At 70.2% G+C, this 26,569-nt stretch carries 23 protein-coding genes, 3 tRNA genes and 1 pseudogene; 11 read left to right on the top strand and 16 right to left on the bottom strand.

Translation table 11 applies throughout. The features are described 5' to 3' along the window. Window positions 1–141 precede the first annotated feature (141 nt). Together SAVERM_RS29310 and SAVERM_RS29315 are read right to left on the bottom strand one after the other, a co-directional pair. Window positions 142–1,593: pseudogene (locus SAVERM_RS29310) on the bottom strand (FGGY family carbohydrate kinase). A gap of 275 nt (window positions 1,594–1,868) precedes the next feature. Continuing rightward, window positions 1,869–2,183 (bottom strand): hypothetical protein, encoded by a 315-nt coding sequence (locus SAVERM_RS29315; RefSeq protein WP_010987086.1) that lies wholly within the window; start codon window positions 2,181–2,183, stop codon window positions 1,869–1,871. A gap of 181 nt (window positions 2,184–2,364) precedes the next feature. Here SAVERM_RS29315 and SAVERM_RS29320 point away from each other — a divergent pair. The 3 genes from SAVERM_RS29320 to SAVERM_RS29330 all read left to right on the top strand — a co-directional run bounded on the left by SAVERM_RS29320 (window position 2,365) and on the right by SAVERM_RS29330 (window position 2,755). Further along, window positions 2,365–2,437 (top strand) — tRNA-Asn (locus SAVERM_RS29320). Window positions 2,438–2,442: 5 nt separating this feature from the next. Next, a tRNA-Asn gene (locus SAVERM_RS29325) sits at window positions 2,443–2,515 on the top strand. A gap of 166 nt (window positions 2,516–2,681) precedes the next feature. After that, window positions 2,682–2,755: transfer RNA gene (locus SAVERM_RS29330), tRNA-Ile, on the top strand. On the opposite strand, the gene SAVERM_RS45975 is transcribed toward SAVERM_RS29330, so the two are convergent. From SAVERM_RS45975 to SAVERM_RS42500, 9 genes are all read right to left on the bottom strand, one after another. Further along, entirely contained in the window at window positions 2,715–3,590 is an 876-nt protein-coding gene (locus SAVERM_RS45975; protein WP_369407228.1) for an nSTAND1 domain-containing NTPase, read from the bottom strand. The genes SAVERM_RS29330 and SAVERM_RS45975 overlap by 41 nt on opposite strands. Continuing rightward, entirely contained in the window at window positions 3,503–3,916 is a 414-nt protein-coding gene (locus tag SAVERM_RS45630) for an nSTAND1 domain-containing NTPase (protein ID WP_137865173.1), read from the bottom strand. Before SAVERM_RS45630 ends, SAVERM_RS45975 begins: the two co-directional genes overlap by 88 nt. A 378-nt stretch (window positions 3,917–4,294) precedes the next feature. Beyond that, a complete protein-coding gene (locus tag SAVERM_RS29345) occupies window positions 4,295–6,151 on the bottom strand; it encodes an ABC transporter ATP-binding protein (RefSeq protein ID WP_042493708.1) in 1,857 nt (618 codons plus the stop codon). Beyond that, on the bottom strand, window positions 6,148–6,582 hold the full coding sequence (locus tag SAVERM_RS29350) for a lasso peptide biosynthesis B2 protein (RefSeq protein ID WP_010987089.1): 435 nt from the start codon (window positions 6,580–6,582) through the stop codon (window positions 6,148–6,150). The genes SAVERM_RS29345 and SAVERM_RS29350 overlap by 4 nt, the downstream gene beginning before the upstream one ends. After that, a complete protein-coding gene (locus SAVERM_RS29355; RefSeq protein WP_037645743.1) occupies window positions 6,579–6,833 on the bottom strand; it encodes a lasso peptide biosynthesis PqqD family chaperone in 255 nt (84 codons plus the stop codon). Before SAVERM_RS29355 ends, SAVERM_RS29350 begins: the two co-directional genes overlap by 4 nt. A 29-nt stretch (window positions 6,834–6,862) precedes the next feature. Then, on the bottom strand, window positions 6,863–8,719 hold the full coding sequence (locus SAVERM_RS29360; RefSeq protein ID WP_037645488.1) for a lasso peptide isopeptide bond-forming cyclase: 1,857 nt from the start codon (window positions 8,717–8,719) through the stop codon (window positions 6,863–6,865). Window positions 8,720–8,745: 26 nt separating this feature from the next. Then, window positions 8,746–8,856, bottom strand: coding sequence for a keywimysin-related RiPP (locus tag SAVERM_RS41905; RefSeq protein WP_107082950.1), 111 nt, complete (start codon window positions 8,854–8,856; stop codon window positions 8,746–8,748). A gap of 655 nt (window positions 8,857–9,511) precedes the next feature. After that, window positions 9,512–10,102, bottom strand: coding sequence for a hypothetical protein (locus tag SAVERM_RS29365; protein WP_052082295.1), 591 nt, complete (start codon window positions 10,100–10,102; stop codon window positions 9,512–9,514). After that, window positions 10,099–10,410 carry a hypothetical protein gene (locus SAVERM_RS42500; protein ID WP_137865172.1) on the bottom strand — a complete coding sequence of 104 codons (312 nt, stop codon included), beginning with the start codon at window positions 10,408–10,410 and terminating at the stop codon, window positions 10,099–10,101. Before SAVERM_RS42500 ends, SAVERM_RS29365 begins: the two co-directional genes overlap by 4 nt. Window positions 10,411–10,834: 424 nt before the next feature. On the opposite strand from SAVERM_RS42500, the gene SAVERM_RS29375 reads away from it, so the two are divergent. From SAVERM_RS29375 to SAVERM_RS29405, 7 genes are all read left to right on the top strand, one after another. Next, the gene (locus tag SAVERM_RS29375; protein WP_010987095.1) at window positions 10,835–11,068 is read left to right on the top strand and encodes a type II toxin-antitoxin system VapB family antitoxin; all 234 of its coding nucleotides are present in this window, start codon (window positions 10,835–10,837) and stop codon (window positions 11,066–11,068) included. Next, window positions 11,065–11,472, top strand: coding sequence for a PIN domain nuclease (locus tag SAVERM_RS29380; protein WP_010987096.1), 408 nt, complete (start codon window positions 11,065–11,067; stop codon window positions 11,470–11,472). The genes SAVERM_RS29375 and SAVERM_RS29380 overlap by 4 nt, the downstream gene beginning before the upstream one ends. A 997-nt stretch (window positions 11,473–12,469) precedes the next feature. Then, entirely contained in the window at window positions 12,470–14,413 is a 1,944-nt protein-coding gene (locus tag SAVERM_RS29385) for a dynamin family protein (protein ID WP_048894205.1), read from the top strand. Between the two features lie 3 nt (window positions 14,414–14,416). Next, window positions 14,417–16,273: a dynamin family protein gene (locus SAVERM_RS29390; RefSeq protein ID WP_010987098.1), complete on the top strand. Its 1,857-nt coding sequence runs from the start codon at window positions 14,417–14,419 to the stop codon at window positions 16,271–16,273. Between the two features lie 23 nt (window positions 16,274–16,296). Next, the gene (locus tag SAVERM_RS29395) at window positions 16,297–18,249 is read left to right on the top strand and encodes a dynamin family protein (protein WP_159029004.1); all 1,953 of its coding nucleotides are present in this window, start codon (window positions 16,297–16,299) and stop codon (window positions 18,247–18,249) included. After that, the gene (locus SAVERM_RS29400; protein ID WP_010987100.1) at window positions 18,249–19,511 is read left to right on the top strand and encodes a hypothetical protein; all 1,263 of its coding nucleotides are present in this window, start codon (window positions 18,249–18,251) and stop codon (window positions 19,509–19,511) included. Before SAVERM_RS29395 ends, SAVERM_RS29400 begins: the two co-directional genes overlap by 1 nt. Before the next feature lie 3 nt (window positions 19,512–19,514). Continuing rightward, entirely contained in the window at window positions 19,515–20,006 is a 492-nt protein-coding gene (locus SAVERM_RS29405; RefSeq protein WP_037645493.1) for a Pycsar system effector family protein, read from the top strand. Here SAVERM_RS29405 and SAVERM_RS29410 read toward each other — a convergent pair. The 5 genes from SAVERM_RS29410 to SAVERM_RS29430 all read right to left on the bottom strand — a co-directional run bounded on the left by SAVERM_RS29410 (window position 19,922) and on the right by SAVERM_RS29430 (window position 25,250). Beyond that, entirely contained in the window at window positions 19,922–20,626 is a 705-nt protein-coding gene (locus tag SAVERM_RS29410; protein WP_010987102.1) for a Crp/Fnr family transcriptional regulator, read from the bottom strand. The two genes, SAVERM_RS29405 and SAVERM_RS29410, sit on opposite strands and share 85 nt — an antisense overlap. 509 nt (window positions 20,627–21,135) lie before the next feature. Continuing rightward, the gene (locus SAVERM_RS29415) at window positions 21,136–22,167 is read right to left on the bottom strand and encodes a LacI family DNA-binding transcriptional regulator (protein ID WP_010987103.1); all 1,032 of its coding nucleotides are present in this window, start codon (window positions 22,165–22,167) and stop codon (window positions 21,136–21,138) included. Between the two features lie 76 nt (window positions 22,168–22,243). Next, a complete protein-coding gene (locus SAVERM_RS29420; RefSeq protein WP_010987104.1) occupies window positions 22,244–23,080 on the bottom strand; it encodes an ATP-binding cassette domain-containing protein in 837 nt (278 codons plus the stop codon). Then, window positions 23,077–24,072 (bottom strand): ABC transporter permease, encoded by a 996-nt coding sequence (locus tag SAVERM_RS29425; RefSeq protein ID WP_010987105.1) that lies wholly within the window; start codon window positions 24,070–24,072, stop codon window positions 23,077–23,079. The genes SAVERM_RS29420 and SAVERM_RS29425 overlap by 4 nt, the downstream gene beginning before the upstream one ends. Before the next feature lie 155 nt (window positions 24,073–24,227). After that, the gene (locus tag SAVERM_RS29430; protein ID WP_010987106.1) at window positions 24,228–25,250 is read right to left on the bottom strand and encodes a sugar ABC transporter substrate-binding protein; all 1,023 of its coding nucleotides are present in this window, start codon (window positions 25,248–25,250) and stop codon (window positions 24,228–24,230) included. 307 nt (window positions 25,251–25,557) lie between these two features. Here SAVERM_RS29430 and SAVERM_RS29435 point away from each other — a divergent pair, with 307 nt between their 5' ends. Then, on the top strand, window positions 25,558–26,520 hold the full coding sequence (locus SAVERM_RS29435; RefSeq protein WP_010987107.1) for a carbohydrate kinase family protein: 963 nt from the start codon (window positions 25,558–25,560) through the stop codon (window positions 26,518–26,520). Window positions 26,521–26,569: the final 49 nt, after the last annotated feature.

Raw genomic sequence — 26,569 nt, forward strand, 5'->3', positions numbered from 1 at the left:
GGCGACAGGGCGGGTAGTGGTGCACCACCCCCTATCGTCGAACACTCCACCCGTGTTACCTCAACTGATTAACCCAAGTGCGGTCCAAGAACGGACAGGCGTCAGCCCCGAGACGTAGGACCGTGCCCCTCCGTTCGCCCCTTATGCCCTGAACGCCCCCGGATGGGTCTGTTCGCGCACCGACACGTACTGCTGCCGTACGGCCTGCCCCACCGCGAGTTCCTCGCCCGGCTCCAGGACCTGGGCGGCCGCGCCCTGCCACACGGGCGGGGCCCCCGGGGAGAGCGTGCCCTGGGAGACGCCGAGCGCCCAGGCCGCCTGCCGGGCCGCGCCGATCGCCGCGTAGTCGGCCGGCTGGGGGACGACGACCTGCACGCCGAACAGCGCCGGCGCCGCGGCCTGCACGGCGGCCAGCTCCGCCGCCGCGCCGAGGAGGAAGATCCGCCGTACGTCGACCCCGCGCCCGCGCAGCACGTCCAGCGCGTCGGCGAGCCCTCACAGCATGCCCTCGAACGCGGCCCGCGCGAGGTGCTCGGGCCGCATCGACTCCCGGCGCAGCCCCGCCAGCGTCCCGGCGGTGTGCGGCAGATTGGGCGTCCGCTCGCCCTCCAGGTACGGCAGCATGACGAGCCCGTGGGAGCCCGGCGTCGACTTCATCGCCAGGTCGGACAGGCCCTCCAGGTCGGACACGCCGAGGAGTTCGGCGGCACCGCGCAGCGTCCGTACCGCGTTCATCGTGGTCACGACCGGCAGATGCATGCCGGTCGCGTCGGCGAGCGAGGTGATCATTCCGGAGGAGTCGACCAGCGCCTCGGGGTGGACGGCCATCACGGATCCGGAGGCGCCGAGCGACACCACGGCGTCCCCGAGCCCGATCCCCAGCCCGAAGGCCGCCGCCATGGTCTCGCCGGTCCCGGCGGAGATCAGCAGCCCCTCCGGTGTCGTACCCGCCGCCTCGGACGGCCCGAGCACATCGGGCAGCAGCGCCTGGTGCCCGAGCGCCAGCTCGACGAGATCTGGCCGGTATGCGCCGGTCGCCGCCGACCAGTACCCGGTCCCCGAGGCGCCACCGCGGTCGGTGGTCCTGCGCGCCGGCCGCCCGAGCAGCTGCCACACGAGCCAGTCGTGCGCCTGGAGCAGTCCGGCGGTGCGCAGCGCGGCGTCGGGCTCCGACTTGGCGAGCCAGCGCAGCTTGGTCACGGGCTGCGCGGCCTGCGGCACGCAGCCCACGGCCTCGGCCCATGCCTGACGCCCGCCGAGCGTGTCGATCAGATCGGCGGCGGCGACCTGTGCGCGCCGGTCCCCGCCGACGATCGCGGGCCGCACGGTGTTGCCCTGGGTGTCCAGCGGGATCAGCGCGTTCTGCTGCGCCGAGACGCCGATGGCCTGCACGCCCTCGAGCAGCCCGCCGCTCGCGGCCTCGCCCAGGGACAGCAGCCAGGCCTGCGGATCGACGTCGGAGGGACGCCCGCCACCCTCGGTCTCGACCGGGTGCGGCGCATAGCCCTGCCTGAGTACGGCCCCCGTGTCCGTGTCGCAGACGACGATGCGAGTGAAATCGGGCGAACTGTCCAACCCGGCGACTATCCCCATGGCGGAAATTCTGCCGTACGGAGAGAGGTGGGCGTGCAGCGCGGACAGACGGGGCGGCGCGGGGCGGCCGGTGGGGGCGGTGCGGCGCGGCTGGTGGGGGTGGTGCGGGGCGGGCTGGGGTGGCGGTGCGGCGGGGGCTGAGGTGGCGTTGCCGCGGGCTGGGGTGGTGGTGCGGCGGGGGCAGAAGCGGCGGTGCGGCGCGGGCAGAGGCGGCGGTGTGGTGCCGCCCGCTTGCCTCTCTCCGCGCCGCCCCGCCGGGTGTTGTCGGCGTCCCGCTAGGTGTTACTGGTGCCCCAGTCGTCCTCGCGGCTGCGGACGCTGCCGTTCGCGTTGCGCTCCCGCAGGGAGCGCACGCGGCCGGCCACGGAGTCGGGGACGTGATCGCCCACCTTCTCGCTCACCGTGTGGTACGCCTTGCCGGCGAACTGGCGGCCCTGAAGGGCCGCCGTCTCGGCGGTGTTGCGCACCGCCGGGTTCTGCGCGACCTGATGTGCGGCCTTCTTCAGCTGCTCGTAGCGCTCGCGCCCGGCACGCGTGCCGAGCACGTAACCAAGAGCCAGTCCGGCGACGAACGTGAGCCGGTAGCGCATGGCGGCCACCCTTTCCCTTGTGTAGGTCCCTGGTGTCGGCATCGATGATCGGCGGTCGGTCATCGGGTGCGGGGAGTACCGATTGGCGGAGCACCCCCCTGCTTGCGCTAATGTATGTGTCGCAGAGAGCGCGCGCCCCCTGGCGAATACCCAGGTAGGTGCGTTCGATGCAACGAGGCATTCCTCCGTAGCTCAATTGGCAGAGCAGCCGGCTGTTAACCGGCAGGTTACTGGTTCGAGTCCAGTCGGGGGAGCTCGGTCCTCCGTAGCTCAATTGGCAGAGCAGCCGGCTGTTAACCGGCAGGTTACTGGTTCGAGTCCAGTCGGGGGAGCAGCCTGAAGAGGACCCTTAGGGGTCCTTTTTCATGTCCGGGGGAACCGCGCAGGCCACGGCGAAGTCCTCATGGTCATGCGAAGTCGACCATCCGAAGCAGGAGATCGTATGAGCGGCTATGCTGCGGCAGACGGCGCGCACACATGTGCGCGACGCGCCGTAATGGGGCGGTAGCTCAGCCGGTTAGAGCAGCGGACTCATAATCCGTCGGCCGTGGGTTCGAGTCCCACCCGCCCCACCTGTGCAGGTCTTTGACCTGCGGAAACGTTCATTTTTGGGTGTCTGTCCGTCAACTTTGCCTGAACGGACTGAATCCGCTGCTCGTGGGTTTGGAGTCCGGAGGCTCGGGGGAGCCGTAAAACCTCTGACCTGCGGCGGAGTAGGTGTTCGAGGTTCCCGCTCGCGGTGCGGGCGGCCGCCCTGAGGGACTGGTGCCAAGATTCCAGGGGCCGTACAGGGGCCGGGAGGGCGCGGCCGTGGCCAGGCTCATGGTTTCTCCGGGCTGATTCGGCCGCCGCAGTCGCGGAACTGCAGAAGATCGCCACCGCCGGCCGACCGGCCAGCACCGCCCACCCATGCGCTGACCGGACCCGCGAGCGCCACCAGGCCGTGCACGCCCTGCTCGACCAGAGCCGCGCCTCGGACTGTGCGGTGCGCTGCGCGTGCGGGTACAGCCCGTCGAAGCGGCGGTCTGCTTCGGCCGTCACGCTGTGCGCGATGCCGCCGGTGGACTCGTAGCCGTCCACGGTGAGTACGTGGCCTGCCCGGCGCAGCCAGGTGACCCGCAGCGCATGGGCGAGCAGTGGAAGCCGACCGATCTCGTAGGCGTCGGCTTCGTCCGTTCCCGGGTGTGGGTGGTCCGGTGCCGGTGCCCCGAGGTCGCGCAACAGGCTCTGCACGAGCCCCGGTTCGACCTCCAGTCCGACAGCGCGGGCGGGATGCAGGATCGCCTCCCGCGGCCCGGCCCGTGACAGCGGCCCGACGATCACCTGATTACCTTCCACCGCTTCGAGGAGCCTGGGATGGGTGGCGCACTGGGTGTAGAAGTCGGAGCGCAGGCCGAAGATGACCAGGCCGACGGGAGCTTCGCCGTCTGCACCTGGGCCGCCACACCCAGGACCGCGGCCAGGAATTCCCGCCGCTCCCGCCCGCCGGGGCACAGCGTGAACAGCTCCTCCAGCTGGTCCACGACCAGCACCAGGCGGCGTTCCTCACCGTTCCCGCCGTCGTCCACCGCGAGTGAGCGCCGCAGTACGTCGGTGTCGGCGGCGCCCCTGTCCAGCCGCGTGATCCCGACGGCGTTCTCGTGCGCCGACGCGGCCACCACGACCACCGCGATCACCAGCCCCAGAACATCAACAGCCAGGCCGCGCTTGCGGGCCGGTACTTTTTGCCGCATCACACCCCGTCGACTCTGCGGGCGCGCCAGCCGCCGCGTGCACGCTCTGGGTGTTGAGCACCACCAGGCCCGGGTCCGCCTTCCGACGCGCCATTTCCCGCACCTGCCGGCGCAGCAAGTCGTGCGGGAGCAGCTCCCACTGGCTGCCGCACCGCCACACGTTCAGGTGAGGAAAAAATTCCTATGCACTCTCTTACCGCCCTCTCAGAGGGCGGTAAGAGACGTGTTGCCCGTTTCGTGCTTGCGGCTGGGGCTGTCGGGCTGGTGGTGGTCTTTGTGTGTGGCTATGGCCGTGGCTGGGTGAACAACCCCCATCACGCCTCGCCCCCCCGAACCATCGAGTACCCACACTGGCTCAGCGCGGAAAGCTCGCCCGGTTCACAGTGGGCTGTGCGGATGGCGCGCGGTCGTCACGGGGGAGGGCGGGGTGGCGGCCGGCCGAAGCATTTGGCCGGCGGCCAGTTCGCGGTAAGTGGGGCTGCTGGTGAGTAGTTCCTCGTGACGCCCGCAGGCGACGGCTCTGCCCTCGTCCAACACGATGATCCGGTCCGCGTGCTGGACCGTGGAGAGCCGGTGTGCGATGACCAGCAGGGCGCATTCCCGGGCGACGTCCTTCATCACGGTGGTGAGCGCGGTTTCATTGAGGGTGTCGAGGTGGGAGGTGGGCTCGTCGAGCAGAAGGATCGAGGGGCGGGCGAGCAGGGCGCGGGCCAGGGCCACGCGCTGGCGCTCTCCCGCGGACAGCCTGCTGCCGCGCTCACCGAGCATTCCCGACAAGCCGCCCGGCAGTCGCCGTACGACCCCTTCCAGCTGGGCGAGCTCGACGGCGCGTCGCACTTCGGCCTCGGTGGCGTCGGGCGCGGCGTAGGTGATGTTGTCCCACAGGGTGCCGTGGACGACGTGGGTGTTCTGGTCGACGACGGCGATGCGCCCGCGGCATGCGGCGCGGCTCAGTTCGGTGGCGGGCAGGCCGTCGAAGAGCAGGGTCCCGGAGTCCGGTTCGTAAAATCTGGAGATGAGGGCGAAGATCGTGCTCTTTCCGGCACCCGACAGGCCGACCAGGGCTGTCTGGCACCGGTGAGGGGCGGTGAAGGAGAGGCCGCGCAGCACCGGCCGGCTCGGGTCGTAGCCGAAGCCGATGTCCCGCAGGGCGAGGGCGGGTTTCTCGTACGAGACGGTCTGCCGGGCCGGTTCGCGTGTACGTGCCCGGACGGTCGGCGTCTCCTGGGAGGGCTCCGCCGGCAGGGACAGCGCCTGCTCGATGCGCTGGTAGGCCCCCATGCCACGCTGGATCAGGCCGACCGCCCGGAAGACCGAGGACAGCGGAAGGACCAGGTAGGAGGCGTACAGCAGGAAGGCGACCAGGTCGCCGAGGGAGTTGGCGTGGCCGTTGACCCGCAGGCCGCCGATGACCAGGACGATCAGGAAGGAGCCCTGTACCGCGAGTTCGACCGCCGGGCTCATCACGGAGGCAAGTTTCGCGGTGCGTACGCCGGCGCTGTACGCCGATTCGACACATTCTCCGATGCGGCCCGCTTCACGGTCCTCGGTTCGGTGAACCCGGACCATCGGCAGGGCGCCGAGCGCGCGTTCGAGGTCGGCGGCGATCGCGCCGACGGAGGTCTGCATGCGTTCGGAGGCAGCCCGGATTCCCTTGAGAAGCGAGGCGACGATCGCGGCGGCGGTAGCCACGGTCGCCGCGATCAGGAGCAGCAGCAGCGGGTCGATCCACGCCATGAGGACGATCGCCCCCGCCGCGACGAGGGCACCCGTCAACAGATCGACCAGTGCTTGGGAGACGACTTCTCTGAGCAGGGTGGTGTCGGTGGTGACCCGGGAGATCAGGTCGCCGCTGCGGAGCCGGTCGTACTCCCGCATCTCCAGCCGGAGCAGCCGCCCCACCAGGCTGTGGCGCAGCCCTCGTACGATGCCTTCGCCCATGCGCTCCAGAACGAAGCGGCCTACAGCGCCGGTCGCCGCTTCGGTGACGAAGAGCCCGGCGAGGAGAAGCAACAGTGGCCACAACACCTGTCCGCGCCCGCTCGCGTCCACGACCTGCTTGGCAGCGAGCGGCTGGGCGAGCCCGAGCGCGGAGCCGACGAGGGTGAGTACGGTGGCGAGGGTGAGGGACGCCCGGTGGCCGGTGGTGAGCCGGTACATGGTGGCGATCGCGGCCCGGGTGGAGCGGTCGCCCTCGGCCGCCGACTGTGTCTGATCCACGACGGTGTCGGTCATCGGCCTGATCGGCTCGCGACGGCGACCGTGATGAGCCGGGTGAAGTAGTCGTCGGGTACGCCCTCGTCCACAGGGCGGCCGTCCGCCTCGATCCAGGCGTGCGCCGTGAACGGCGGCACCACGCGTACCCCGGTGCACCAGGTCGGCCAGCTCCCTCCCAGGCGGCACAGCAGCGCGGCTCCCAGAGAACGGGGCAGGCAGCCTTTCGGGCCTGCGCAGCGCAGGCTCACCGCGCACATCGCGTCCCGTGCGTTCTTTGCCTGGGCGGCGGTGGCCGGCATGGCTCCGCGACATGCGAAGTGGAGCACGGCGCGGAGCCGGCGGGGCGGCAGGAGCGAGAGCGCGAGGGCGGGGGAAAGGACGAGACGGGCGGCCATGCGCCGGGCGAAGGGCACGCCGGTGGGCCGCTCCAGGGCGCTGGGGGTCGTCATTCGGCCAGCCCCGAGGTCCGCAGTTGCTGTACGAGGGCGTCGACGTCCTGCTTCGCCTGGACGAGGTCGATGTCGAACTCGTCGGCGAGCGCGACGACCGCGGCGGCTTCGTCACCGCCCGCCATCAGGGTGTTGACCACCAAGGTGCCGGTGGGATTCAACTCCCAATATTCCCCGGCGCGTTCGTCCAGCAGGACCGTGCCGTAGTCCGTCTCGGCAGTGGAGACATTGGCGCCGAACTTCAATGCCATGCGGGTGTCTTTCTGCTGGGGAACGGTGGTCATGAGGAGGCGGGGGCCTTGGGCTCGCTAGTTCGGTGGAGGCCGCGCAGCCACACTTCGGCGGCGATGGTCGAGTAGAGGATCGCGTCGCGCAGTTCGGGTGTGGCCGGACGCTGGGCGAGCCGGCGCAGGGCCGTGCCGTCGACGAGGCCGAGCTGTTCCAGCCGGGAGCCCTCCCAGAGCGCCAGCAGATCGGCGCGGTGTTCGCGCAGTCCGTTGGATGCGTCCATGGAAGCGGCGGCCTTGTTGGTGCGCCGCAGGCACGCATCGGGCACGATCCCGCTCATGGCGGCGGTCAGGAGGGGTTTGTACTGCCAGGGCGTGACGCGCTCGCTCGGGCGGACGGCGAGGCATGCCTCGATGACGCGGTCGTCGAGGAACGGCGATGCCATCGGAACTCCGGCCCGGGCGGCCATCCGGTCCCACTGGCGGATGATGCGGGTGCAGGAAAGGATCTGTTCGAGGTCGGTGTGCAGGCCGCGGTCCGGGTGCAGCGGTACGGCGGTCATGGCGGCCTCGCGCAGCGCCCGTTGGGCCATCCGTTCGGCGTCGGCGGTGACCCAGTCGAACAGGCGAGGGGGCATGCCCCAGCCGAGGCTGGTGCTGACGGTGGCGGGGAGCGGGTCTCGCAGGCGGCCGCTGGAGTCGGCCAGCCACTTCCCGTACGGCCGCGAGTCGGCCAGCGCGCGTGCCGTGCCGCCAAGTGGCCACTGCCACAGGGCCCTGAAGCCGCGCAGTTGGCGCAGCGCGAACAGCGGGCGGGTGCGGAGCAGCCGGTGGTAGTACGCCTCCGAGCACCAGGCCACGTGGTCGCCGCCGATGCCGGTCAGGTGCAACCGGCTGCCCCGCTCCGCCAGGCCGGGCAGATGGTGCAGGACCCTTGATCGGTCCATGACGCCGATGGTCGGCTCGTCCAGCAGGTCATCGATGTCGAGCAGGCCGGTGTAGACGAGCGGCGAGGTATCGGCGTCCCAGACCACATGGTCGATTTCCGGCAACGAGCGGGCGGCCTGTTCAGCCCAGTACAGATCGGTGTCGGCGGGGTCGCGACCCGGCCAGGTGCTGGCCACCACCCGGGCCGGTGAGCGGTCCGCCAGGAAACAGATGGAGGTGGAATCCAGGCCGCCCGACAGGTCGCAGCTGACCACGCCACCCTGCCGGGTACGGGCGTCGACCGCCGCCGCCAGGGCTTCGCGGACGAGCGGGGCGCCATCGGCGAGCGTGCGTACCGGTTCCGGCGGAGTCCACCAGCGCGAGCGGCGTACGGTCCGGCCGTCCGGCGAGATGATCAGCGCGTCCTGGGGGGACACGGCGGTGATCCCTCGCCACATGGGTGCCTCGGCGAGTGTATGGGGAACCGGCCACAGCAGCCGGATGGCCAGTTGCTCCTCGTCCGGGTCGGTGCCCAGCGCGGCGGCGAGTACGTCGGCGCGGGTGGCAGCCACCTGCGTTCCGTCAACGGGGGCATGGAATACCAGCCGGAGCCCGGAGGCGGTGCCCTGCACCCTGAGCCGCCCATCGAGCGCGGCGACGAGATGGAAACTCCCTGGAAGGGAGCGGGCCAGTGCGTCGAGTTCGGCGAGATCACGTAGCCGCCCGGCTTGGCGCTCGAGCTCTACGGCGTCGATCGGACAGCAGCCGATGACGGCGAGGGCCGTGTGGCCGGCGCGCGCGGTGACGATCTCCTGGTCGTGCCACTGCCCCACCAGCCAGGGCCGGCCCGAAGCGTGCTGCAGGATTCGCGTTCCGGGGCGGGCGAAGGAGCGGGCCACGGCGGTCGCGTCCTCCCGGTCGGTGAAGACCGTGAAGTGCGCGTCGCCGGGGCCCGTCCCCGCACTTTCGTGCAGTTCAGTCATGACGTCGGGTCAGGAACCGTCGCTCGTCAGTTCTTGCTCAGGATGAGACGGTCGTTGCCGGAGCGCCCCAAGAGCCCGGTCTTCTTCCGGAACGTTCCGAGCCGGACCAGCGTCGGAGCCTCGTAAGCCTTCTTCATGACTTCTCCTGACGTACAGGTGTCACGACCGCCCCTCCTGGCCGGCAGGGAACCGGAGGCCGATTCACTGCCGTCCTGTCCAGGCTCATCGGGAGCCGGAACAAGGAAGCGGGTGCACGCAATAGCTACGTGCATAGCGGATTCCGTCGCAAGGCCGTCAGAGAAAATAGGATCATATGTGAAATTCTAAAGTAGCCAGAGAGCTTTACTGTGGCCCACGATGTTCGTCAAAAATAGAACATTAGGCGAGCGGGGTGCGCACAAGGACAGAAAATCGTTTCGACCTCTGCGTCGAGAAGCGCACGGTGGGTGTGGCGAAGGGGCGCACGGCGGGAGCCGGACGGAGCCGCCGGGGCGCACTCCGATAAGGCCACCGTGCTCCGGTGCCCTCTGCGGTGAAGGCACGCCTGACAATGAGGTTTTTTCGATGAAATGATTTTCGCTAAACTGATCAAAGTGACTTGAAGCGGGATGTTCCCTGCGGTGGTCGAGTAGGGCGCCCTGGCTGCTGACAGCCGCAAAGCCCCTGGTAGGACGGTTCTCCCCACAAGATCGTCCGTTGAACCAGAGGCTTCACGTTGGTCACCTGTGTTGCCATGCCCGACGTCCCGTGCCGCATAGTGAAAGGGGGCAGATCCCATGAGGGTGCTGTCGATCAGGCAGTGGTTATGGCCTGGTCGCGGTAGCGCGTCTGGTGGTTGTGGATGGATTCCTGCTGCTGGTGCCACGCCCAGGAGGCGACGAAGTCGCCGTTGGCGCGGACGGCACGCAGTTTGAGCACGGTTTCAGCTCCGGACAGGCCCCAGCGGGCGCCGGTGATGTCCAGGCGGTCTTTGACCAGGTGTCGGCATGCTCCCTCGATGATTCCGGTGGAGATCGGCCAGCCGCGTTCAAGGGCGGTGTCGTAGCGCAGGTGCTCGGCCTTGCCGGACAGGTAGTTCATGGCCTCGTCGATGCTCTTGCGCTGGGTGCCACGCTGTCCGGCGGCGTGGGCGGCTTTCTCGAGTGCGGCGGTGGAAATGCTGTCATGCAGGCACCAGGCTGCTCGCCACAGGTATTCGAGCACGTGGATCAGGTCGACGATGATGTGGACGTCCACGCTGCGCTGTAGTGCTTCGGCCTTGAGGAGGTCGATCTGATGGCGGGCCCCGTCGACCAGGACGTCCCAGCAACGACGGTGGCCGGTGTCGCGGTGCTCTGCCTGGTCGAACACGGCGGCCACCACCTGCGCGGCGGTGTCGGTCACCGAGCCGCACAACCACTTCGACCGGGCCTTCGGCCCCTGGCGGCGCTCGGGCGCCGCGCCGCGGACGGCGTCGTCTTGCCGTCGTCGACTGTGCGCGGAGCGGGTTCGGCATCGTAGACGGCTCCCAGGGTGGCCATCCGTTTCCTGCCGTGTTTCTCCCCGGAGGCCAGCCGGGTCTTCATCGCGTTGCCACCCTTGGCGGCCGCAGCCCTGGCGGTGTCCTCGCGCAGGGCTTCGGGCCTCATCATCATGCCCTTGCCGTCGACCGACAAGATCAGTGGCGTGGTGTCGGTGCAGGGAGCGGGCACCAGGGCGTCGTAGAACGCGTCGATGTCCGCCGCGGCACTGACAGCGAGTTCCTGGACCTGCCGGAGCCGGTAACGGCGTTGATCCGCTCGCAGGCGTCGGCGTAGCTTCCGCGGGCGGACTCGATCGCGGCGAGCCTGGCCAGCCCGTGCGAGTGCATTGCGTCCGGAAGGTTCAGCACCGCGTCGGCCGGGTGCAGGTCCGCCACGCCGGTGCCGCGGTAGGCGATCCGGACCGGCACTGTCCACTCTCGCGGTGGAGCACCATCGCATTGGGAAGGGAGTCCGCCGCCTTGTGCCTCCCCAGCCGGCGCAGTCTCCACGGTGCGAGAGGCAGTGCACCGCCTCAGGGGGCTGCTCTTGGGTGGTGACCTCAATGTTGGCAATGTATCTTGATGACATACATCGTGGATGCTGGAGGTGCTCGATGTCCGTCACACAGATTGATCTCGATGACGAGGCGCTCGCTGAGGCTATGCGGCTGATGGGCGTCACGACGAAGAAGGAGACGGTCAACGCGGCCCTGCGGGACTATGTGGCCCGGATCAAGCGCCTCGACGCCGCCGAGAAACTGGCCGCGCGCGGTGCACGTGGCGAGTTCGAGCAGGCTGCGGCGGCGTATTACGCAGGCAAGCGTGCCCGACGCGAGGCCTTCGAGTGATCACATACCTGCTCGACACCTCCGCCCTGTGGCACCTGTTCCGCACTCCCGGAGCTCTGGCACCCTGGGAGGGGCACATCGCCGCCGGGGTGTTCCACCTCTGCGAGCCGACACGTGCCGAATTTCTCTACTCGGCAACCAGTCCGACTCACCGGGACGAGCTCGCGGAGGAGCTGGACGCACTCTGCCTGCTCTCTCCCGTTCCGAAGAATGCCTGGCGTTGGGTCGATACCGCCCAGTACAAGTTGACACAACAGGGTCAGCATCGTGCGGCAGGAGCGATCGACCTGTTGGTGTGTGCGACCGCGGTCCACCACGGGCACACCGTCCTCCATGTGGACAACGACTTCGCGACGGTCGCCGGAGTGCTCAAGGAACTTCAGCAGCGAGACGTGCGAGCCTGATCACTAGGGCCGCCTCCATATTGTTGGTCTGTTGGCCCTTTTCGTGGTCGAAGCCCAAGTCATTGTTCCAGGGGTCACCGCGTCACCGTCCCCACCGATCGCAGGCTGGGCCCTGCGGACCCACTGCCGCAGAGCCCAGTGCTGGCCCCGAGGTCCATGGTGACGAGCCGATCGAACGGCCGCTGGACAGCGCCGGCTGAACCGCATCCCGCGCGTCCGCCGAGTTGGAGCGACGTCCGGGTGTATTGGGCGGGCATTCAAGGAGCGTCAGGGGCCATTGAGGGGCCACAAGGACAGGAACGCATCGCCAAGCACCACACAGGACTGACACTGATCAGCGCGTCTGACCTGGGAAGACATCAAGGATGAGCATGGATCGACAAGGGTCGCCGAGATCCCCAAAGGACTCATAAACCGTCGGCCGTGGGTTCGAGTCCCACCCGCCCCACCTGTGCAGGTCTCTGGCCTGCGGAAACGTTCCTTGCGAGGTGCTGGAGCGTCAACTTTCGTCCAACGGACGGAATCCGCTCCTCGCGAGTTTGACGCCAGGGCGGTCTGCATCGGCGGATACCTGCCTGACCTGCATGGACGCGTCGGATGGGTAGCTGGTGCGGGCTGCGGCAGGTGAGCACCCGGCCCTCTCGTGCGGTGCCCCGTGGCTCGGTTGGCAGAGCGGAGGGGGTCGGCGGCCTCGACGGATCGCCCTCGCGGCGGCGGTGCTGACGGGCGACGTACATGTCCGATCTGAAGACGGCCCGGCCGCATCGGCGAATACGTCGAATACGTCGAATACGTCGAATACGTCGAATACGTCGAATACGTCGATGATGTCGGGGACATCAATGTCGACGGTGCGCAGGCCACCGCCACTCGTGGGCGGGCCGACCGGCCGGCCGATGGGATGTGGCAGGGCCATCGTCCACGAACGCGCGCAGATCGTCGACGATCCCATCATGTGACGAGGAGTTGACCATCCAGTCGTTCATACGCTGATGCCGTGACGGAACAGCTGGTGGTGGACGGTCCCGGAGCGGGCTGGACCTCGGTGGTCACCGGGCATCTGCGGTGGATCGAGGGGCTGCTCGACAGCCTCGGTCTACCGGCCGAACGCTCCGACGAGCTGCGGGCCCGGCTTCTCGCGGTTCAGGCGCGGGCAGCCGACCCGCAGTTGCGGGTGGCGGTCTTCGGTGAGACGTCCAGCGGCAAGAGCACGCTGCTCAACGCCTTCCTGCGACGCCGGTTGCTGCCGTCCTCCGCCCTCGTGACGACACGTACGACCACGGTGCTGGAATACCGCGAGGGCGCCGAGGGCCTGATGGTGAGTACCACGGACGACTCCGTCCTGGAGTGGCCGTCCGCGCCGTTCGCCGGGTGGGCGGGGCGGGGGCGGGAGTCCGGGCCTGACACCTTGGAGCGGGCACTGCGGCGGGTGCTGACCACAGCACTGGCGGACGAGGTGGGCAGTCTGCGGGTGCTCTCGCCGGTCCGGCTGCTGGGCCCCGGCGTCACGGTGATCGACACCCCGGGGTTCAGCGTGACGGAACGTGGACACCGGGAGCTCGCCGAGGCCGCGGCGCGGCAGGCGGACGTGGCGCTGGTGGTGGTGCCCGCCGTCGCGGCGATGTCGCTGACCCTGGTGGACTTTCTCACCGGGCCGCTGCGCGACCATCACGACCGGTGCGCGTTCGTCCTCACCAAGCTCGACCTGCTCGACGAAGATGAACGCTCCGAAGCCGTCGAGGTGGTCGAGCGTCGGCTGAGGGATCTGGGATGCGCGGATCCGCTGCTGCTGCCCTGCTCCCCGGGCAAGGCGCTGGGCGAGGTCACCGCTGTCGGCGTCCGCGAGCCGGGTGGGTCCGGCCATCTCGCGTCGTTCCTCGAGGTGGAGGCGCGGATCGCACGGCTCGCGGCGGACAGCCGCCGGTCGGCCGTCGCCGCCACGGTGCTCGGGTTGCTCTCGGAGCTGCTGTCGGCGGTGGAGGAGACCGCCGAGGCCCGGCGCGCCGCCCTCAGCCGTGGCGAGCGCGAACTGGCGGCCCTGACGCTGCCGGACCTCCCCGCCTTCCTCGACGCCTGGGCCGCGCGCACCCGGGACCGGGCCAGGACGGAGCTGAACGCCGCCACCCTGACCCGGACTTCGGCGCAGTCCCGTACGACGCTCGAGGTGAAAGTCGGCAACACGGTGGCGGGCGAGAAGATCAACGACCTGGCCGGTGCCGCGGAGGAGGTGTCCCGGCTGGTCCGGCGCCACTTACGGCGGGACGCCCAGCAAGCCGTCCGCACGGCGGTGAAACGGGCCGGCGAGGTGCTGACCGCCGCTGCCGAGGAACTCGCCCGGGACTTCGCGGCCCAGTACAGCGTGCTGACCGACCTGGCCGGCGAGGCCCGGACGGCTCCCCCGGTGCCCCAGGTGGTGTGGCCGGAGCCCCCGGCCCCGGACATGTCCGGCATCGACCGGGCGCTCACCGCGATCGGCACCCAGCTGACCAGCAGTGGCAACTGGCGCACCGGCGGCGGCGCGATGGCCGGTGCCCTGGCCGGCAGCCTGGTCGCCCCGGGCATCGGCACCGTCATCGGCGGCGCGCTCGGCGCGCTCATCGGGCGCCGCGGCCCCGACGCGACCCGGGAGCAGTTCCTGCGGCAGGCCCGTCCCGTCATCGCCGCCGCGCACGATGAGATCGGCGCCCTCGCCGCCGCCTGCCTGCCGCGCGTCGCGGAGGGCCTCAGCGACAGCGTCGCCGCGCTCCGCCGGCAGTACGACGAGGAGTGGCGCGACGAGATCGCCCGCCTCACCGCGGCCCACGACCGGCGGCGGGCCGAACTGGCCGCCGGGATCGCCCACGCCGAGAAGACCGCGACGGATGCCCGGCGACGCCGCGACGCAGTCGCCTCCCTGCGCCGGGAGACCAGCCGGACCGTCCCCGACCTCAAGGAGTCATGACCCGTGAGCAGCGCATCCCGATCCGAGGCAGGCCCCCCGCCGGCGGCCGACCCCTCCGCCCACGTCGGCGACGTCGGCGCTACCGCCTCCGGCTCGCTGCGGGAGGCCCGCAGGCTCGCCGAGGACTACGGACAGGACCACATCCGGGAGGCCCTGGACCTGCTGGCCGCCGGACGCGGCCGACCCGCGTTCCGCATCGCGGTGGTGGGCGAGTTCAACCGCGGCAAGTCCACGCTGATCAACCGGCTCCTGGGCCGTGATCTGCTGCCGACGGGATCCCTTCCGGTCACGCGGGCGCCGGTGGTGATCCGGGTCTCCGACGCGGAGGGGCTGACCCTCGGCCGGCCGGACGGCCGCCGTGAACTGCGCAAGCTCGACGACGACACCCTCTGGGACGGGCTGACCGGCCCCCCGGCGGAACGGGAACCGGGTGCTCCCGCCGGGCCCCCGGAACCCACCGTGACCTTGGCGGTGGCCGATGACTGGCTCGCCGGTCTGGACGCCGAAGTGGTGGACACGCCGGGGGTCAACTCCGGTACGGAGGAGCAGTTCGAGCAGGTACGCCGGACCGCGGCCGGAAGCGACGCCGTGCTGTTCGTCGTCTCGGCCCTTTCCCCGATGAGCATCACGGAGCGGCGCCTCCTGGAGGAGGAGGTCCTGTGTCGGCACGTACCCTTCGTCGCCGTCGTCGTGACCATGCTGGACCTGGTGGACGGCGACGACCGCGAGGAGTCCGTACGGGACCTCAAAAATCGGCTGTCCGGCCTGGCCGGCCTGCCCGTGCTGATCGCCCCCGTGCCCGGCGGCGGAGAGTCCGAACTCGCCGCCCTGCGCGTGCTGTTGGAGGGGTTCGCGCGGGACAGTGAACGGGCGCTGTGGCGCGACCGGGGGATCGCCGCCCAAGTGGCGGACCACTGCGAGGCCATGGCCCGGATCGCCGCCGAGGCCGACGCGGTCGGCCGGCTGCCGGAAGAGGAGGTGGCGGAACGGGCCAGGCTGGCGCAGGCGCTGCGGGAGAGCGAAGACCGGCAGTGGGAGCAGCTCCGGACAGACATGACGGGACGTCAGCTCCATCTGGGCGCCCGGCTGCGTGAACATGTCCAGAAGGGGCGCGACGGCATCATCGAACGGCTGCGCTGGGACCTGGAGCGCGCCTCCGAACCGGGAACCTGGTGGGAACGCGACCTGCCGGTCCGGCTGGGGCACGAACTGTCGCTGCTGGCCCGGAGCTCCGAGCGCACGGTCCTGCTGCCGGCCATGGCCGCGGACACCGACTGGCTGGACAGGGAAGTGGCGCGCAGGCTGCCGGGCGCGGCACGCAGCCCGCTGCCCGCCACGCTGGAGCTGTCCACCGATCCGGACATCTCCGGCGAGGTCTCCAGCCTGTCCAGGACCCGCCTGGTCACCCGGCTGGGCGCCCAGGGCGGTTCGATCCTCGGTTTTCTGATCGCTGCCACCCGCCAGGGCCCGCGATCGGACTCCGACCGGTCCGGCCCGCCGCCGATGGTCTACAGCAGCGTCCTCAGCCTGGTCGGCGGGCTGCTGGCCGAGGCGTACGTCAGGAACGCCACCGAGGAGCAGCGCCGCCAGGTCGACGCCGTCCTGGTGCGGGCGGTCGACGAGAGCGCGGGGGTCTTCCAGCGGCGGGCCGTCGACGCGCTCGGCGATGTCTACGCGGACATGTTCGCCCGGCTCCGCGAGTCCCACCAGGCCTGGGCGGACGCCCGACGGGCGGCGGTCGAATCGACATCGGCATCCGGTACGGACTGGCCGAGCCTGGCGAGCGCGGCGGCGGAGCTGGCCGCCGGCATCCGCTCCGCACTCGCCGACGGCGTACGGGCCGAGGAGGAACAGGAATGAACCAAGGAGAGGACGGCCTGCCCATGACGACCGTAGAAGGCGGGTACGCTGCCGCCGCCGAACAGCGGCTGCGGCTGGCCGAGATGTGCCGCCGGACGGAGAAGGCCGCCGAACAGATCGGCAACAACGGCGCCGTCCGGGATGTGACGGCGTTGCTCGAACGGATCGAGAACGAGGCCTTCCACGTGATGGTGGTCGGCGACTTCAACCGTGGGAAATCCACCTTCGTCAACGCCCTCCTGGGAGACCGGGTGCTGCCGGTCAAGGCGGTTCCCGCCACCGCCGTTATCACCGAGGTCAGGTTCGGCGAGTCGCCGGCCGCGCTGCTGTGGACAGCGGACGCGGCCGAGCCCGAGGCCGTCGACCCGGACCGGCTCATCGAACTCATCACGGTGAACAACGCGTCGGCCGACGAGCGCAGCCCGTACGTCAAGGCCGAGGTGGTCTGGCCGCTGGAGCTGTGCCGCCACAACGTCGTACTGATCGACTCGCCCGGCCTCAACGCGTACGAGACCCATGACGACATCACCCTCACGCATCTCAGCAAGGCCGACGCGGTGATCTTCCTGCAGCACGCGATCGCCCCGATGAGCATCAGCGAGTCCACGTTCCTGAAGAAGTACCTGAGCGCGCACGACCCGTTCTTCGTGTTCACCTACTTCGACGCCATCGACGATCACGAGCGCGACGACGTCACGGCCTCCGCCCGGCGACGCGTCACCGATCTGCGGGGCGAGGACCGGGACCGGAGCCGGTTCTTCTTCGTCGACGGCAAGTCGGCGCTGCGCGCCCGGATGGCTGAGGACGACGAGGCGTTCCGCCGCACCGGCGTGGAGGCGGTGGAGAGGGAACTGGAACGGTACCTCGTGACCGAGCGGCACAAGGTCAAGCTGCTCGCCCCGGCCCGCTCCGTGCGCGGCGTCGCACGGGAACTGCGCCGCAACATCCCCTCCGAGCTCCAGATGCTCGAAGCGGAGAGCGGTGACCTGGAACGGAACTGGGCCGCCGCCCAGCAGCCCCTCAGGGAACTGGAGGCGCAGGCCCAGCAGATCACCCTGGACATCCGCAACGAGACCCGGGTGCTGCAGGACCGGGTGGAGACCCTGCTCGGGGGCTTCCTCGCGGCCGTCGCCGACGAGGCGCCGCTGGTCGCACAGGACGTGGAGATCACCACCAAGCTCGGCCTGAACCTCCTGAAAGCCAAAGTGCGTGCCCAGCAGGTGGCGGAGGAGATCGCCGGCGGCACGGCGAAGGCCATGGAGGAGAAGGTCGCCCTCTGGGTGGGCGAGTCGCTGAAACCCGTGATCGAGCAGGACCTGGAACGGCTCGCCGAGCGGATGAACGCCGAACTGACCTCTTTCGAGGCGGCCCTGGAGAAACTCCGGATCGACCTGCACGGGGCGTCCGGGGCGGCCGACGCGGGAGAGGGCCGGGAGGACGAGCCGCTGACCAAGTTCCTGGCGGGCTTGGGCGGGTTCGTGCTCAGCGGGCCGGCGGGCGCCCTGGTCGGAGCGCGGTTCGGGGCGAAGGAGGCGCTGCGTACCTTCCTGCCCGCCTTCGCCATCGGCGCGGCCTGGGCGCTCACCCCGTTCGGGCTGCCCGTGCTGGTGGCGGCCCTGATCGGTCAGGGCTTGTTCCAAGGCAAGGGCGCCGGTGAGCGCGTGGAGAAGAAGATGCGGGAGGAGATCGGCCGCGCGATGGCCACCCAGTTGCGGTTGGCCGCACCGAAGGAGGCCCAGAAGGCCGCCCGGGCCTTCGCCGCGGACACCATGGAGCCCATGCAGCGGGAGATCACGCAGGGCATGTCCTTCCGGATCGAGGAACTCACCCGCAGTGTGGCCTCCGCCCGCCAGGTCCTGGACCAGGGCGAGGAGGCGGTCGAGCGGCGCCGCGGCGAACTGAACCGGCTGGACGGGCTCCTGGGCCGCGCCGACGACGAGATCGGTGACCTGGTCGCCGAGTTGACGAGGATGTGATGGCCCGTTACCGCAGGCGGCTGTGCCTGGCCGTGGACCTGCGCCAGTACAGCCGTCACGGCTACCGCGCGCAGGAGGACGCGCAGTACCGGCTCCGGCTCGTGGTCGAGCACGCGCTGCGCCGGGCCCGGGTGCTGCGCGTCCGTGCCCAGCAGCAGGTGCAGGGGGACGGCCAGTTGGTCGTCTTCCCGGCCGGGATCGACGCCGTACGTGTGGTCCCGGCGCTGATCCTCGGCCTGCGTGACGGCCTCTACCAGGCGAACCGCACGCCCGGTGCCTTCGGCCGGATGCGGATGCGGGCCGCTCTCGCGCTGGGGTCGGTCTCCCGGGCCGACCGCGGTTACCTGGGCGACTCCGTGGTGCTGGTCAACCGGCTCGTCGACGCGGACGGACTGCGCGACGCCCTCGAAAACGAAGACGGCAGCGACTTGGCGCTGGCCGTGCCGGACGAGATGTACCGGGACGTGATCCTGCCCGACGGGCGCGGTCTGGCCGCCGGGTTCCACCGGATCGACGTGGCCGTCGTGAAGAAGGACTTCGGCTGCGGTGCCTGGCTGCATGTGCCGCCCTCGGCTCCCGTCCGGGATTCCCGGCCGGAGCCGGTGATCTGGGGACATTCGCCTGGCCGTACGGCGATGCGTGAGTTCGTCGTACCGGCGCTGGGTGCCGCTCACGTGGCGGCCGCGGTGGTTTCGCACGGTCAGACGCTGCGGGAGTGGGCGCTGACCGGCCCTGACACCGGTGTCTCGTACGGGGGCGGGGGCGGGGACTTCGACGGCCCGGACGAGGCGGATCCGCGCGACGCCGATCGCACCGACGGCCACTACCCGGGGCGGCAGCGGCACCAGCCGGGCGACCACCACGGGAGCGGTCATCACGCGAGCGGTCATCACGCGAGCGGTCATCACGCGAGCGGTCCCCCTGGAGCCCCCCGGCTCCCGGGCCCGCATCATGCTGCCGCGCATCACGGGGACCCGTACCACTCCGATCCCCATCACACCGGTCCGCACTATCAGGACGCGCATCACGCCGACCCGCATCACCCGGACCTGGGTCACGCTGACCCGCACTATCAGGACGCGCATCACGCCGACCCGTACCACCCGGACCTGCATCACGCCGACCCGTACCACCCGGACCTGGATCACGCCGACCCGTACCACCCGGACCCGTACCACCCCGATCCGGGCCACCACGATCTCCATCACGACGATCCGGGACACCACGACCCCGGCCACCACTTCCATCACGGTGGCCACTGAGTGATGGCCGAACACGACCCGGCTGCCCGGGAGTTGGCGGCGGCGGTTGCCGCGATGGCGTCGTTCCAGCAGGTCACGCAGCAGGCGGATGCCAAGGCGGGGACCCTGGTCACGGTGCATGTGGGGCTCGCGGCAGTGGTGTCCGCGCAGATCGGGTCGGTCGGCGCTCCGGCACCGACCGACCTGCCGGCCGTACTGTTCTGGCTGGCGTCCCTCGCCTACGTGGTCACCTTCACCGTGTCGGGATACCTGCTCGTGCAGGTGATCCGGCCACGTACGGGGCGGCACTCGGAGCCGAACAGGTTCTCCCTGGACGCGGCGGACCACGCGGGGGCCGACAACGGTCGGCTGGCGGCCCAGGCATGGGCGACCGCGCACGCCATCGCGAGGATCGCCGCGCTGAAGAACGTCTACACCAGCCGCGCTCTCGCCTGGGTGGGCGCGATGGTTGTCGCGGCGACCCTGTGGCTGGTGCTCGCGGGGACGATCCGTTGAGCGGCGTCCCCGTCGGCGGCGATCGTGAGTTCTGGGAGGTCCCTGACCAGGACCCGGCGGTAGCCGGTCTCGACGACGCCCCGCTCGCGCAGGGAACGCAGTACCCGGTGCACACTCGGTTCGGAGGCGCCGACCAGCTCCGCCAACTCGGGCTGGGTCAGCGAAACCCCGATCGAGACCCCGGTCGCGCAGGGACGCCCGTACGCCCGGGCCAACTCCAGCAGGACCCGGGCCACCCGTGTCCCCACCGGGCAGCTGCCGAAGTCCTGCCGTCGCCGTGTCGCCCAGCGCAGCTTCCCGGCCACCGCGCACATCACGGCCTGCGCCGACTCCTCGTACGCCGCGAGGAAATCCAGGAACTGCTGCCGGCCTATCAGCTTCGCGCTGCCCCTGCCGGCGGCCACGACCGTGGCGACCCGGGGCTGGGCGTCGAAACAGGCCAGCTCGCCGACGAGGTCACCACCTGCCCGGACCGCCAACAGCGCCTCGCGATCGTCCGGCGTCCTGGCCAGCACCTTGTACCAGCCGCTCAGCAGGAGGAACACATAGGAACCGTACTCGCCCTCCCGTAGCAGCCGTTCGCCCCGCTCGAAGCGCACCCGCCGCCCGAGCCGGATCATCTGCTCGCGCGGTTCCTCGGAGAGTCCGCCGAGAAGACTCGCCGCCGGCCAGTGACCGTGCCCCGGCCGTTGAGCGGATCCGCCGCCCCCCATAGGTAACGCCATGTACGGACCCTTCGAATTGCTGTTCGTTTTTGGTGGAGATGCCTCCTGCTGGCCCATTATGTGCGGACCGGATGGTTTCGGCCATGAGAATCCCCGTTTTGCTGTCGCTCTGGTGCGGCCCGCGCCCCCACCGGCGGGACGGTGCCCGGTGGCGGCGCGGGTGGCTTCGCGGACGCTCAAGACATGGGGCAGGCCCCGGCCGGGGTCCCCTCCAGCCGGGGCCGCCTCGGCCGGGGGCGAGATCAGCGCCCAGGCGCTGTGGCTGTGTTCACTCGAAGACGTCCCGCGTCGAGAACGCCGCGCGCCTCCCACCCCGACGGCGTCCGTCGGTGGCGCGGGGCGTGCGGCGTCAGGATGCCGATCACCTGGTGCCGGCAGCCGTGCGGTTCGGTGCCGACTCCAAGTCACGCTTCCTGTAACGCGGGGACGGGGAGTTCGCCCGAGCCTCGGACGATCAGGTGGGTGGGGACGGTGATGGTGCGGGCTCGGGAGCGGTCCCCGTCCAGGCGGGTCAGCGCGGTGGTCGCTGCCGTTCTGCCGATTTCTTCCGCGTCCTGGGCGACGACGGTCAGGGCCGGCTCGAGTGCCTCGGCGAGTGCCACGTCGTCGAAGGCGACTACGGCGACGTCCTTGCGCTTGCTGCGGGCCAGTTCGGCGACTATGCCCAGCGCCATGATGTTGTTGCCGGCGAACAGGGCGGTGGGGGGATCGGCCAGGCCGAGGAGTTGGGCGGTCGCGGTCTCGGCGCCCCGCTGGTCGTGGGCGTTGGTGACGAGCGAGCGGTCGTAGGGGATGTCGGCTTCCTGTAGTGCCGAGCGGTAACCGGCCTGACGCTCGCGACGGGTGTACAGCTTCGGGGGCAGGTCGCCGACGAAGCCGATGCGCCGGTGTCCGTGGGCGATGAGGTGGGTGACGCCGTCGTGGGCGCCGGCACGGTTGGAGCTGACGATGCTGTCCGTGGCGAGGCCGACTCCGGGTCGGTCGAGGAAGATCACGGGTAGTCCCGCCGTGCGATGGGACTTGAGGTGGGAGTGGTCGGCGCCGACGGACGGAACGACGATCAGGATGCTGACGCGGCGGGCGAGGAACTTGTCGGTCAGGGCACGTTCGCGCTCGGAGTCGTCCGCGGAGGAGCCCATGAGCAGGGTCAGTCCGCGTTCGCGGACGGTGTCCTCGATGGCACGGGCCACAGCTCCGAAGAAGGGGTTGGCGAGGTCGGGAATGACCAGGCCGATGGTGGTGTCCGGGCCGCCGACGCGGATGTTGCGGGCCATGAGGTTCGGCTGGAAGCCGAGCTTGGCCACTGCGGCGAGTACCTGTTCCCTGGTCTGCGCGGAGGCGGGTCCGTCCTCGTTGAGGACGCGTGAGACCGTCTTGGCGCTGACGCCGACTTCTCGGGCGACGTCGGCCAGGGTAGGGCGGCGGTTCGCTGCCATGGAGGAAACCGTCTCCTGAGGGCTCTCGATTCCGGCCGCGGCCTCGGCCGGAAACTGCGAGAGCTGGGTTGTGCTGTCAGGTGGCCTGTACTCCGGCGGCCTTGGCGGCCTCCGAATCCGCTACGACAGTATCTCCGGCCTCGTCGATGCTGAGCGCGCCGGTCATGATGGCGACGACCTCGGCCATGGAGTAATCGGAGGGCTTGATCAGGGCGGCACGCCGGCCCAGCCGGTGGACGTGGATCCGGTCGGCGATCTCGAAGACGTGGGGCATGTTGTGGCTGATCAGAACGACCGGCATGCCCTTGTCGCGGACTCGGCGGATGAGGTCCAGGACCTGGCCCGACTCCTTGACGCCGAGAGCGGCGGTGGGTTCGTCCATGACGACGACGCTGCGGGCCCAGGCGACGGAACGGGCGACCGCGACGGCCTGCCGCTGTCCGCCGGAGAGCGTCTCGACCGACTGCGTCAGCGAGCGCAGGCCGATCTTCAGGTCGGCCATGTGCTCGGCGGCCTCCTGGCGCATGCGCTTCTTGTCCAGCATGCGGAAGACACTGCCGAGAACGCCGGGTCGGCGCAGCTCGCGCCCGAGGAACATGTTCGAGGCGATGTCCATGGAGGCGGCCACGGCGAGGTCCTGATAGACCGTCTCGATGCCGTGGGCGCGGGCGCTCTGCGGACCGGAGAAGGTGATGGGCTCGCCGCCCAGCCGTATCTCGCCCGCGTCGGGGACCACCGCGCCGGTGAGCGCCTTGATCAGGCTGGTCTTGCCGGCACCGTTGTCGCCGATGACGGCGAGGACCTCGCCGGGCAGCAGATCGAAGTCGGCGCCGTCGATGGCGGTGACCTGGCCGTACCGCTTGACCAGGCCGCGGGCCTGCAGCACGGGCGTGGGGGAGGAGGTGGCGGTCATCGGGCCTTCTTCCGGGAGAGCTGGTCGACGGTCACCGCGAGGATCACCAGGACTCCGGTGATCAGGGTCTGGTAGATGGAGGCGACGCCCATCAGCTGGAGGCCGTTGCGGAACACGCCGACGATGAGGACGCCGATGAAGGTGCCCAGGACCGATCCGCGTCCGCCGAAGAGGCTGGTGCCGCCGAGGACCACGGCGGTGATGCTGTCGAGGTTGTCGGTCTGTCCGGCCTGCGGGTCGCCGACTCCGGTGCGGGAGATGAGCAGCAGGGCGGCGATGCCGTACAGCAGGCCGGCCACGGTGTAGATGCCGATGGTCAGGCGGGAGGTGCGGATGCCGTTCAGCCGGGCGGCCTCGGCGCTGTTGCCCAGGGCGTAGACGTGCCGGCCCCAGCCGGTGCTGCTCAGCGCGTAGGCGAGGAGGAGGAACAGGGCGATGGTGACCAGGGAGCCGTAGGTGATGTCGGTGTGGCCGAGCGGGAAGGTCTGCCCGAGAGCCGTCAGCGGGCCGGGCAGGTTGGTGACCGTCTGCTCCTCGGAGTAGATGTGGGTCAGTGCGAACGCCACGTTGAGCATGCCGAGGGTGACGATGAACGGCGGCAGCGGGATCTTCTGCACCAGCAGCCCGTTGAGCAGGCCGAAGCCGCCGCAGACGACCAGGCCCAGAGCGATCGCGACAAGCGGTGGGACGGAGCCCTCGGCCGCCATCTTGGCGATCACGATGCTGCCGAAGGCCATCACCGCCCCGCACGACAGGTCGATGCCCGCGGTGAGGATGATCAGGGTCTGTCCGATGGCGAGGGTGCCGACGACCATGACCTGCTGCACGATCAGCGAGAAGTTGCCGCCGGTGAGGAACTGGTCGGTCGAGAGGGAGAAGAAGGCGCAGGCCAGGAGAAGGGCGGCCAGCGGGCCGGTGGTCGGCGCCGTGAGCAGTCTGCGGGCCGTGGTCGGTGCTTTGAGCTCGGCGTACGGCGAGGTCGTGGCTGTCATGCGAAGTCCTTGTCGGAAGACAGATGGTCCTTGTCGGAGGACGAGGGCTCAAGGCCCCGCCGCCGGGACAAGGGGGCGGTCGTCCCTGGTCGGGGAGCGGGCCGACCGCCCCGCTGAGGGGAGGGGCGGTGTCGCGTACGGGCCTAGGGGGCGGCTCAGCCCCAGCAGTTCTCCAGGCCGTAGCCGGTGTCCTTCGCCGTGACGCCGTCCTGCGCCTTGTCGGTGATCAGGGTGACGCCGGTGTCGGTGTAACCGGACGCCTTCTTGCCGTCCTTGGCGTACGTCACGACGGCCTTGACGCCCTCGGCGGCCATCTTCAGCGGGTACTGCTGCGACGTCGCGGCGATCTTGCCGTCCTTGACGGCCTGGGTGCCGGTGCAGCCGCCGTCGACGGAGACGATCAGCACGTCCTTCTCCCGGCCCTTGGCCTTCAGCGCGGTGTACGCGCCCAGGGCGGCCGGTTCGTTGATGGTGTAGACGACGTTGATGCCGGGCGCCTTCTGCAGGCAGTTCTCCATCGCGGTCTGGCCCTTGGCCTGGTCGCCGCCGGTGTCCTGGGCGCACACGACGTCCTTGTCGGTGGCGCCGAAGCCCTTCAGGAAACCGTTGTGCCGCTGGACGCCGACGGAGACGCCCGGCGCCAGGTCGAGGGCGGCTATCTTCGCCTTCTTGCCCTTCATGACGGCCTTGGCGTACTCGCCGATCAGCTGGCCGGCCTTGAGGTTGTCGGTGGCGAAGAGTGCGTCGACCGCGCTTTCCGGCTCGGTCGGGGTGTCCAGGGCGATGACCAGGACACCCTTGGCGCGGGCCTTCTGAATGGCGGGCACGATCGCCTTGGAGTCGCTCGGGGTGATCAGGATGCCCTTCACCCCGGCGGCGACCATGTTCTCGATGGCGGTGACCTGCCCGGCGTTGTCCCCGTCGAACTTGCCCGCCGCGGTGGACAGTTGGACACCGTTCTCCTTGGCGGCCTTCTCCGCGCCCTCCTTCATCTTCACGAAGAACGGGTTGGTGTCGGTCTTGGTGATCAGACCGACCTTGACGCTGCCCGAGCCGGAGCTCTTGGAGCCCGAACCGGAGCCGGAGCCGGAGCCGCAGGCCGTCAGAGTGAGGGCCGCGACGCCCGTGACCGCGGCGGCTCTGAGGAGCGAGGAGGACAGGCGAGTGGTGCGAGACATGATCGACTCCTGTGGGATAGCGGGCGGCACGGGGTTGGGATCAGGACACGCCGCCCGGGGTGTCATCGTTGACTTATGTCATCGTTGACACTGCCTGGCGAGGATGATGGACTCCGGATCCAGGCAACGTCAATGCCTTCCACTCGTCACAAATCGGCAACGTCCGTAGCCGTGGTCTCCGTGCGGCAGGTCTCTGGCCGCGTCGCCGCGAGGCCCCATGCCCGACCTTTCAGAGCCGTTCAGAGCCATTCAGAGTCGTTCAGAGCCGTTCCGATCCGTTTCGAGCCTTGCCGAGAGAGAGCAGCCCATGAGCCCGCGTCAGATCACTGTTCTGGGAGAGTGCGTCGCGGACGCCTTCACCGAACCGGCAAACGCCTCGAACGAACTTGCTCTGCGGGTGCTGCCTGGCGGCGGACCCGCGAATACGGCGGTGGCCCTGGCCAGGCTGGGCACGCCGGCCCGCTTCCTGGCGCGGCTGTCCGGGGATGTGTTCGGCCGCCTGTTCCGGGCCCACCTGGAGGAGTCCGGCGTCGACCTGTCGTACGCCGTCGCCGCCGCCGAGCCCAGCACGCTGGCCGTGGCGGAGCTGGATGCCACCGGGCAGGCCGCGTTCTCGTTCCACGCGCAGAACACGGCCGACTGGCAGTGGACTCCAGGGGAACTGGCGGGGGTGGATCTGTCCGAAACGGCCTGTGTGCACACCGGGTCGCTGGCGCTGGTCCGTGAACCCGGCGGGGCGGCGGTGGAGGAGTTCCTGGCAGCGGCGGCTCCGCGGGCCACCATCAGCATCGATCCCAACGTCCGGCCGCTGCTGGTGCGCCCCGAGGTCTACCGCGCCCGGCTGGCGCACTGGTGCGCTCTCGCCGACATCCTGCGCCTGAGCGAGGACGACCTGGAACTCCTCCTGCCGGGCACCCCGCCCGAGCAGGCGTGCGACATCTGGCATGCCGCGGGGGTGCGGCTCGTCGTGATCACGCTCGGCGCCGGCGGCGCCCTGGCCTCGCTCGACGGCGAACGACTGCGGGTGCCCGCTGTGGCCACGCGGGTGGTCGACACGGTCGGCGCGGGGGACTCCTTCACCGCCGGCCTGCTGCATCACCTCGGCGCCCGCGGACTCCTCGGTGGCCGGCTGACCGATCTCGGTCTCGACGAGGTCGCGGAAGCCTGCCGGTTCGGTGCCCGGGTCGCGGCCCTGACCTGCTCGGTCGCCGGTCCCAATCCGCCGTGGCGTGACCAGTTGGCACAGCTGACGACCGCCGGTGGCGCCTGACGGTGAAGCCGGACAAGGCCGTCGTCCGGCACCTCGACTCCGCCGACAA

Origin of the sequence: Streptomyces avermitilis MA-4680 = NBRC 14893, assembly GCF_000009765.2 — a bacterium.
Taxonomy (GTDB): domain Bacteria; phylum Actinomycetota; class Actinomycetes; order Streptomycetales; family Streptomycetaceae; genus Streptomyces; species Streptomyces avermitilis.

Excerpts from the sequence above, each read along its gene's own strand:
- SAVERM_RS29395 (WP_159029004.1), top strand. The coding sequence starts at position 16,297 with ATGACGACCGTAGAAGGCGGGTACGCTGCCGCCGCCGAACAGCGGCTG.
- SAVERM_RS29400 (WP_010987100.1), top strand. The coding sequence starts at position 18,249 with ATGGCCCGTTACCGCAGGCGGCTGTGCCTGGCCGTGGACCTGCGCCAG.
- SAVERM_RS29425 (WP_010987105.1), bottom strand. The coding sequence starts at position 24,072 with ATGACAGCCACGACCTCGCCGTACGCCGAGCTCAAAGCACCGACCACG.
- SAVERM_RS29415 (WP_010987103.1), bottom strand. The coding sequence starts at position 22,167 with ATGGCAGCGAACCGCCGCCCTACCCTGGCCGACGTCGCCCGAGAAGTC.
- SAVERM_RS29350 (WP_010987089.1), bottom strand. The coding sequence starts at position 6,582 with ATGACGACCCCCAGCGCCCTGGAGCGGCCCACCGGCGTGCCCTTCGCC.
- SAVERM_RS29315 (WP_010987086.1), bottom strand. The coding sequence starts at position 2,183 with ATGCGCTACCGGCTCACGTTCGTCGCCGGACTGGCTCTTGGTTACGTG.
- SAVERM_RS29345 (WP_042493708.1), bottom strand. The coding sequence starts at position 6,151 with ATGACCGACACCGTCGTGGATCAGACACAGTCGGCGGCCGAGGGCGAC.
- SAVERM_RS29430 (WP_010987106.1), bottom strand. The coding sequence starts at position 25,250 with ATGTCTCGCACCACTCGCCTGTCCTCCTCGCTCCTCAGAGCCGCCGCG.
- SAVERM_RS41905 (WP_107082950.1), bottom strand. The coding sequence starts at position 8,856 with ATGAAGAAGGCTTACGAGGCTCCGACGCTGGTCCGGCTCGGAACGTTC.
- SAVERM_RS29420 (WP_010987104.1), bottom strand. The coding sequence starts at position 23,080 with ATGACCGCCACCTCCTCCCCCACGCCCGTGCTGCAGGCCCGCGGCCTG.
- SAVERM_RS29375 (WP_010987095.1), top strand. The coding sequence starts at position 10,835 with ATGTCCGTCACACAGATTGATCTCGATGACGAGGCGCTCGCTGAGGCT.
- SAVERM_RS29405 (WP_037645493.1), top strand. The coding sequence starts at position 19,515 with ATGGCCGAACACGACCCGGCTGCCCGGGAGTTGGCGGCGGCGGTTGCC.
- SAVERM_RS29410 (WP_010987102.1), bottom strand. The coding sequence starts at position 20,626 with ATGATCCGGCTCGGGCGGCGGGTGCGCTTCGAGCGGGGCGAACGGCTG.
- SAVERM_RS29355 (WP_037645743.1), bottom strand. The coding sequence starts at position 6,833 with ATGGCATTGAAGTTCGGCGCCAATGTCTCCACTGCCGAGACGGACTAC.
- SAVERM_RS29360 (WP_037645488.1), bottom strand. The coding sequence starts at position 8,719 with ATGACTGAACTGCACGAAAGTGCGGGGACGGGCCCCGGCGACGCGCAC.
- SAVERM_RS45630 (WP_137865173.1), bottom strand. The coding sequence starts at position 3,916 with ATGCGGCAAAAAGTACCGGCCCGCAAGCGCGGCCTGGCTGTTGATGTT.
- SAVERM_RS29435 (WP_010987107.1), top strand. The coding sequence starts at position 25,558 with ATGAGCCCGCGTCAGATCACTGTTCTGGGAGAGTGCGTCGCGGACGCC.